This is a genomic window from Methanoculleus chikugoensis (assembly GCF_900095385.1).
GTDB lineage: Archaea > Halobacteriota > Methanomicrobia > Methanomicrobiales > Methanoculleaceae > Methanoculleus > Methanoculleus chikugoensis_A.
The window spans coordinates 37,245-43,799 of sequence record NZ_FMID01000023.1; the positions used below are offsets into that span (position 1 = coordinate 37,245).

General features: G+C 62.8%; 6 protein-coding genes and 1 tRNA gene. 6 read left to right on the forward strand and 1 reads right to left on the reverse strand.

Annotation, left to right across the window (positions count from 1 at the left end):
- Positions 1 to 4: 4 nt before the first annotated feature.
- The 6 genes from L21_RS04530 (at position 5) to L21_RS04560 (ending at position 5,787) form a co-directional block, all read left to right on the forward strand.
- Positions 5 to 448, forward strand: a complete 444-nt coding sequence (locus tag L21_RS04530) for a tetratricopeptide repeat protein (RefSeq protein ID WP_074369312.1) — start codon at positions 5 to 7, stop codon at positions 446 to 448.
- A 199-nt stretch (positions 449 to 647) separates the two neighbouring features.
- The gene (locus L21_RS04535) at positions 648 to 2,000 is read left to right on the forward strand and encodes a mannose-1-phosphate guanylyltransferase/mannose-6-phosphate isomerase (RefSeq protein WP_074369313.1); all 1,353 of its coding nucleotides are present in this window, start codon (positions 648 to 650) and stop codon (positions 1,998 to 2,000) included.
- Positions 2,001 to 2,125: 125 nt separating this feature from the next.
- Positions 2,126 to 2,198 (forward strand) — tRNA-Gln (locus L21_RS04540).
- Between the two features lie 346 nt (positions 2,199 to 2,544).
- Positions 2,545 to 2,940, forward strand: coding sequence for a DUF3795 domain-containing protein (locus L21_RS04550; protein ID WP_074369315.1), 396 nt, complete (start codon positions 2,545 to 2,547; stop codon positions 2,938 to 2,940).
- A 229-nt stretch (positions 2,941 to 3,169) separates the two neighbouring features.
- Positions 3,170 to 4,462, forward strand: coding sequence for a phosphopyruvate hydratase (eno, locus tag L21_RS04555; RefSeq protein ID WP_074369316.1), 1,293 nt, complete (start codon positions 3,170 to 3,172; stop codon positions 4,460 to 4,462).
- A 137-nt stretch (positions 4,463 to 4,599) separates the two neighbouring features.
- Complete coding sequence (locus tag L21_RS04560; RefSeq protein ID WP_074369317.1) at positions 4,600 to 5,787, forward strand: cation:proton antiporter; 1,188 nt, start codon at positions 4,600 to 4,602, stop codon at positions 5,785 to 5,787.
- Positions 5,788 to 5,875: 88 nt separating this feature from the next.
- Here L21_RS04560 and L21_RS04565 read toward each other — a convergent pair whose 3' ends face one another.
- Complete coding sequence (locus tag L21_RS04565) at positions 5,876 to 6,331, reverse strand: ferritin-like domain-containing protein (RefSeq protein WP_074369319.1); 456 nt, start codon at positions 6,329 to 6,331, stop codon at positions 5,876 to 5,878.
- Positions 6,332 to 6,555: the final 224 nt, after the last annotated feature.

The window sequence follows — 6,555 nt, forward strand, 5'->3', positions numbered from 1 at the left end:
ACGTATGCCCCGATTGGTTACACCGGAGATGTCCCGCAAGGGTAATGACAGAGATACGCCACGGGCGTACAGCGACGTCGCCACGGAGGGTCTGCACGACCCCGCAACCCTGAACAACAGGGGGGTGGCGCTTGAACGGCAGGGGCGCTACGAGGAAGCGCTCGCTGCATTCAGTGCAGCAATACTTTGCGACAACGATGATGTCTACGCCTGGAACAACCGGGCGGTGATCCTCACCCGGCTCGACCGGCCCCAGGAAGCGGCGCTTGCGTGCAGGCAGGCGCTCGCGATCGACCGGTCGTGCATCTTTGCTCTGGTGACGTACGGCATGGTGCTCGGCAGGCTCGGGAACTACTATGAGGCCGAGAATGTTCTTGCGGTGGCCGAAGACCTCGATCCGCAGGCCCGGGCGCTCTACCCGGGGAACTCGACGATGACCCGGGCCTGATCGGGCAGGATCACTCATTTTTCCGGGGGGTACGGGGTCGATACACTGTCAGGTGCGATACGGTTCGCCTTATCGAGCCCGATCGCCCGGCCGCATCGTGAGATCGCCGGGTTCGCCCGAACTCCCTGAGAACCTTACGTTTTTATCCTCCCTGCCGCATAAAGTACACAATCGAGTGCCTCCGGCACGGAGTCATCCCATGAAGACGCTCATACTTGCAGGCGGGAGCGGCACCCGCCTCTTCCCGCTCTCAAGGGAACACTACCCGAAACAGTTCATCCCGCTCGTCGACGACGAGTCTCTCTTCCAGAAGACCGTGAAGAGGGCGCTCCTCTTCTCCTCGCCGCAGGAGATCGCCATCGTCACGAACACCGATCACCGGTTCCTGGTCAGGGACCAACTCGCCGCCATCGGGTGCGACTGCCGCGTCCTCGTGGAGCCGGTGGGCAAGAACACCCTGCCGGCGATCTACTACGGCGCCCGCGAGATCACCCGGGATGACGGGCCGGACACGGTCGCGGTTCTCCCCTCGGATCACCTGATCACCGCGGCCGGGCAGTTCCGCGACGCATTCCGCCGGGCGGAGCGGCTTACTAAGGACTACCTGGTTGTCTTCGGGGTGCGGCCGACCTCGCCGCACACCGGATACGGCTATATCCGGCCCGGGGAGCCTCTCGGGGACGGCTCGCTCGTGGACGCCTTCGTCGAAAAGCCCGATATCGAGACCGCCGGGCGATACGTCGCCGACGGCTACCTCTGGAACTCCGGTATGTTCTGTTTCGATGCCGGCCTCTTCCTCGCCGAGTGCGAGGCGTGTGCACCGGAGGTGGCCCGGGCGTTCGAGCAGCCCCTCGAGGAGGCGTACGGGGCAACCCCCGCTCTCTCCATCGACTACGGGATCATGGAGAAGACCCGGCGGGCGGCGGTCGTGCCGCTTGAATGCGACTGGAGCGACGTGGGGAATTTCGACGCACTTTACGCCGCCCTCCCAAAGAACGGGAGCGGTAACGCGGTCAGGGGCGAGCATATCGGGATCGACTCCTCCGAGAACCTGATCATCGCCGACCGTCTGGTCGCCACCGTCGGGGTCCGCGACCTTGCCATCGTCGAGACGAAGGATGCGATCCTGGTTGCCGCCCGGGACGAGGCCCAGCGGGTGGGCGAGATCGCAAAAGCCCTCCGTGAGAAGGGGGACTCGCGTGCTCTCTTCCACACGCAGGTCCACCGCCCCTGGGGCTCCTACACGAACCTGGAGGAGGGGCAGTCATACAAGATCAAGCGGGTCACCGTTCCCCCGAAACGGCGCCTCTCCCTCCAGATGCACCACCACCGCTCCGAACACTGGGTGGTCGTCACCGGGTGCGCCGAGGTGACGATCGGCGATGCGACCTACCTCCTCCGGAACGGCGAGTCCACGTTCGTCCCTGCGGGAACGGTTCACCGGCTCGCGAACCCCGGTCTCCTGCCGCTCGAACTGATCGAGGTCCAGATCGGGGAGTACACCGGCGAAGACGACATCGTCAGGTTCGAGGACGACTTCGATCGGACGTGAGTAGCCCCGGCTGGCCTCCCCTCCTCACCCCTTCTGCCCGCGAGCAAACCGATATAATCCCGCGGTACATAAAATATAGGAGCCGATGCCTGCGGTATCGGCGGTTCGAGTTCGTTTCTCTCGGCACCCCCGTAGTGTAGTGGTCAATCATGCAGGACTTTGGATCCGGCGACGGCGGTTCGAATCCGCCCGGGGGTACTGCATTCATCCGGCCTCAGTACTTCGCTAATTTCGGCATCTGAAATAGACCAATGCAGCCTCGCATAGCGACCTACAACGGGATCGGCAGGACCCGGGCACCGGACTTCGCGGCTTCGCGCTCTTCGCGCGAGTTAATGGGCGAAGATAGCAATATGGCTTCACGCGGAAGCACGCGGGAGAACGCGAAGGGAGGTCGATGGTTTGACCTCTTGAAGATTACCTCAACCGTTTTAGCGAAGTACTGGGCCTTCACATTGCCGCACGTGGGTATTTCGCAGCCACTCTTATCTTGTTCGGCGGCGAAACCGGAAGGGACTTTTTGGCGTACGGCGAGCATACAAGAATGACCCACCTCTCACCTCTCCTGATCGCCCCCTGCGGCATAAACTGCGGGCTCTGCATCGGCTACCTGCGGGAGAAGAACAGGTGCCCGGGCTGCCGGACGGATGATGCCGCCAGGCTGAACGCGTATTGCGCCCGGTGCAGGATCCGGCAGTGCGAAGACCGTACGGGGGAGTACTGCTACGAATGCGCCGGATATCCCTGCACGCGGCTGAAACACCTGGACAGGCGCTACACGAAATACCGGACGAGCGTGCTCGACAACCTGCGCGAGATACGGGAACAGGGAGTCACGGAGTTCGTCGAACAGGAGAAAGTCCGCTGGAGATGCCCACAGTGCGGGAATATCCTCAGCATGCACAGGGATCGCTGCCTGCACTGCGGTCGGGCGTGGTGAGGAGGGAGCATCACCCGCACCGCCGCCGGTTCCTTTTGTATCTCGATAGAACTTCGCATACCTGCCCTGTGCCTCGATCTTCTCCGACGACGGACGAGAACGGGCAATCGGGTTCATCGCAAATGGTAATGCGATATCGGCCCATGCTGCCGCCGCCGCCCGCGCGACCCCGGTGCCGTCGATACCTTTTTTGCGCTCGATACCCTCCCGCCTCCCGGTGCCATCGAGCATGATCGAGGTTGATACGAGGATACGATTGATCCATGCCCGCGAGATCCTGGACTCAAGGGGGAACCCGACCGTCGAAGCGGATGTAATACTCGCCGGCGGGGCGTCCGGGCGTGCCGCGACCCCGTCCGGCGCATCGACCGGGAAACACGAAGCCGTCGAGTTTCGGGACGGCGTAAAAGACCGTTACGGCGGCAAGGGGGTGCAAAGGCCGGTCGCCCGAATCAACGGCGAGATCGCCGCCACCCTGCAGGGCATGGACGCCAGTGATCAGGCGGCGGTAGACGAGTCACTCTCCGATCTCGACGGAACACCGAACAAGCGGAACCTGGGCGCCAACGCCACGCTTGCGGTCTCCATGGCCGCCGCCCGGGCAGCCGCCGCCGCAGAGGGTCTCTGGCTCTGGGAGTACCTCGGAGACCCGCTCAAGCCGCTCCTTCCCGTCCCGATGATGAACATCCTCAACGGCGGCGTTCACGCTAACTGGCAGGGGCCGGACTTCCAAGAGTACATGATCGCCCCCTACGGCGCTCCGAGCGTCGCGGAAGCGGTCCGGTGGGGGAGCGAGACCTACCATGCGCTCAAAGATATCCTCGAGGCGCGGGGTTACACGACCGGCGTCGGCGACGAAGGCGGGTTTGCCCCTGCGGTCTCCACGAACACCGAGCCGCTCGACCTGATCGTGGAAGCAATCGAACGCGCCGGGTATGCGCCCGGTCGGGAGATTGGGATCGCTCTCGACCCGGCGTCGAGCGCGTTCTACAGCGACGCCGTCTACAACCTCAGGACCGAGGGGCTGACCCTGACCGCTGCCGAGATGGTTGATCGATACCGCGACCTTGCGGCGGCGTACCCGATCATCGTCATCGAGGACGGCCTTGCCGAGGACGACTGGGACGGCTGGCGGCTGCTGACAAAGGCACTCGGGGATCGGGTGGAACTCGTCGGCGACGACCTCTTCGTCACGAACGTCGACCGGATCGATATGGGTATCCGGAAGGGGGCCGCCAACGCCGTCCTGATCAAGCCCAACCAGATCGGAACGGTGACCGAGACGATCGCCGCGGTGCATCTCGCGCAGCAGCAGCACTGGGGTGCGATGGTCTCCCACCGGAGCGGCGAGACGGTCGACACGTTCATCGCCGACTTCACCGTCGCGATGCAGACCGGCCACCTCAAGACCGGTGCACCGGCACGGGGCGAGCGGGTGGAGAAGTACAACCAGCTCATCAGGATCGAAGAGGCGGCCGGGGATACGGCCCGGTATGCCGGCAGGGACGGTTTCGTCCGGTAGTGCCGGGGTGGTGTCCGGGACCCGTATCGTCAGCGGAATCTCCGGTGTGGCGGAGAAGCGGTTCCGGATCGAGCTGCAACTCTTCGGTGTTCCACATATTTCTTAAGGCCTCCCTCCCAGATCATGGGCAGGTAACTATGGAAAGCGCTGCCCTAGCAATTGAGATCCAGATGAGCCTCCTCCTCTTCCTCGCTCTTGCCGGCTACCTCGTGGCATCCCGAATCAACCAGTCGGCGACGATCGGGGCGATTCTTGTGGGGGTTCTCGTCGGACCGAGCGTCCTCGGTCTGATCACCTACACGGACTTCGTCGCGACCCTGGCGCATCTTGGGGCAATCATCCTCCTCTTCGTCATCGGTTTCGAGTTCAACATCAGGGATATCCTCGACCCGCGCTACGGTGTCATCGGCCTTGTCGGCGTGGTCGTCCCGTGGATAGGCGGCTACGCAACTGCCGTCCTCTTCGGGTTCGACTTCGCGAGCGCAGTCTTTGTCGGCACGGCACTGACGGCGACGAGTATCGCCATAACCGCAAACGTTCTCAAAGAGATCGGCGTGCTCCAGACCGGGGCCGCGAAGGCGATCATCGGCGCCGCGGTCATCGACGACGTCCTCTCCCTTCTCGTGCTTGCCGTCAGCACCGATCTCGTCGTGAGCGGGGACATCTCGGTGACATCGGTTGCTCTGATTCTGGCCAAGTCCTTTGGGTTCATCGTCGTCGCCGGTGCCGTCGGGTACTTCGGCATCCGGAAGGTCATCGAGCGGATGGACGCGACACCTCTGGCGCGGAAGTATCCCGAGTTCGTCTTCATCTTCGCCATGATGGTGGCGTTCCTATACGCGATGCTCGCCGACCTGGTGGGCTTATCCGGTATCATCGGTGCGTTCCTCGCCGGGGTCGCCTTCGCCGGTGTCGAACTCCGGCAGAGCAAGGGCGTCTACGAGGGTGCCGAGTACTTCCAGATCGTCTTCGCCTCGATCTTCTTCGTATCGCTTGGAATCCTCGCGGATATCCGTGCACTCACCTCCGACATGGTCTTCTTCCTCCTGGTGCTGACCCTGGTCGCCATCGTCACCAAGGTCATCGGGTGCGCTCTCCCCGCACGGGCGATGGGGATGTGCCGGGAGGACTCCCTCATCATCGGGTTCGGGATGGCGCCGCGCGGCGAGGTGGCGATGATCGTCGCCCTGATCGGGCTCGAGTCGGGACTCATCGGCCAGGGAATCTTCGTTGTCATTGTCCTGATGAGCCTGTTGACCACCCTCATCACCCCGATCGTCTACCGGAACTGGTTCTTCAAGGGCGCATACTGCGCCGTCGAATGATGCAGGGGAGATCCTGCACCCTTTTCTTCGAATCTCCTCTCGCCTTACCGTGCGATAAAAAAGAGTGGCGGAACCGCGAGCCCCGCATTCACCAGGCTTCCGGGAACGCCATGTTGGTGTAGATGTCCTCGAGGCGCGCCTTGTGGCCCCGCTCCATCGAGGCGAGGCTCTCAAAGAGCTCGATCTGCTCCGGGTCAACGCTGAGGCTCGCGAGCTGGGTGTACATCTGCATCGCGTCGAGTTCTTTCCTGATCGCGATGACGAGGCCGTCGAGAGGCTTTAGGTCGGCCGAGAGCGGCGGGACCTCCAGGGTATCGGCCACCTTGTAGTCCCGCTGCGTGTTAAAGGCAAGTTTCCCGGGCTCTTTCAGGAGAAAGGCTTCGAGCGTCTTTCGGTGTTTGCTCTCCTCACCGGCAAGCTCGTTGAAGAGGTTTTTCAGGTTCTCATCCGTGACCTTCTCCCGGACCGTGCGGTAGAAGGTGTAGGATTCGATCTCCCTCTCGATGGCGTTCGATATGATCGAACGGTACTCTTCGATGTCCATGGCTTCATGCACCGGTGGGACAAGTAGCCTTTGAGGTTTTTATACCTTGTTGGGGGCGGGGTTTGGTAGGGTGCCGGGTCGGTGGGAAGGTGTCTATAGTGCGGCAGGATGGGGAGAGATGGTTACCTGCTTCAGGCGGGGATGATCGATAGGGGTTGTATATGGCCCATCCACGGCTTTCCAGGAGATATCGCCACGCACTGCCCCCGCCCCATCGGGGGGGG

Coding starts and splice junctions, on each gene's coding strand:
- L21_RS04530 (WP_074369312.1), top strand. CDS start 5: ATGCCCCGATTGGTTACACCGGAGATGTCCCGCAAGGGTAATGACAGA.
- L21_RS04535 (WP_074369313.1), top strand. CDS start 648: ATGAAGACGCTCATACTTGCAGGCGGGAGCGGCACCCGCCTCTTCCCG.
- L21_RS04550 (WP_074369315.1), top strand. CDS start 2,545: ATGACCCACCTCTCACCTCTCCTGATCGCCCCCTGCGGCATAAACTGC.
- eno (WP_074369316.1), top strand. CDS start 3,170: ATGATCGAGGTTGATACGAGGATACGATTGATCCATGCCCGCGAGATC.
- L21_RS04560 (WP_074369317.1), top strand. CDS start 4,600: ATGGAAAGCGCTGCCCTAGCAATTGAGATCCAGATGAGCCTCCTCCTC.
- L21_RS04565 (WP_074369319.1), bottom strand. CDS start 6,331: ATGGACATCGAAGAGTACCGTTCGATCATATCGAACGCCATCGAGAGG.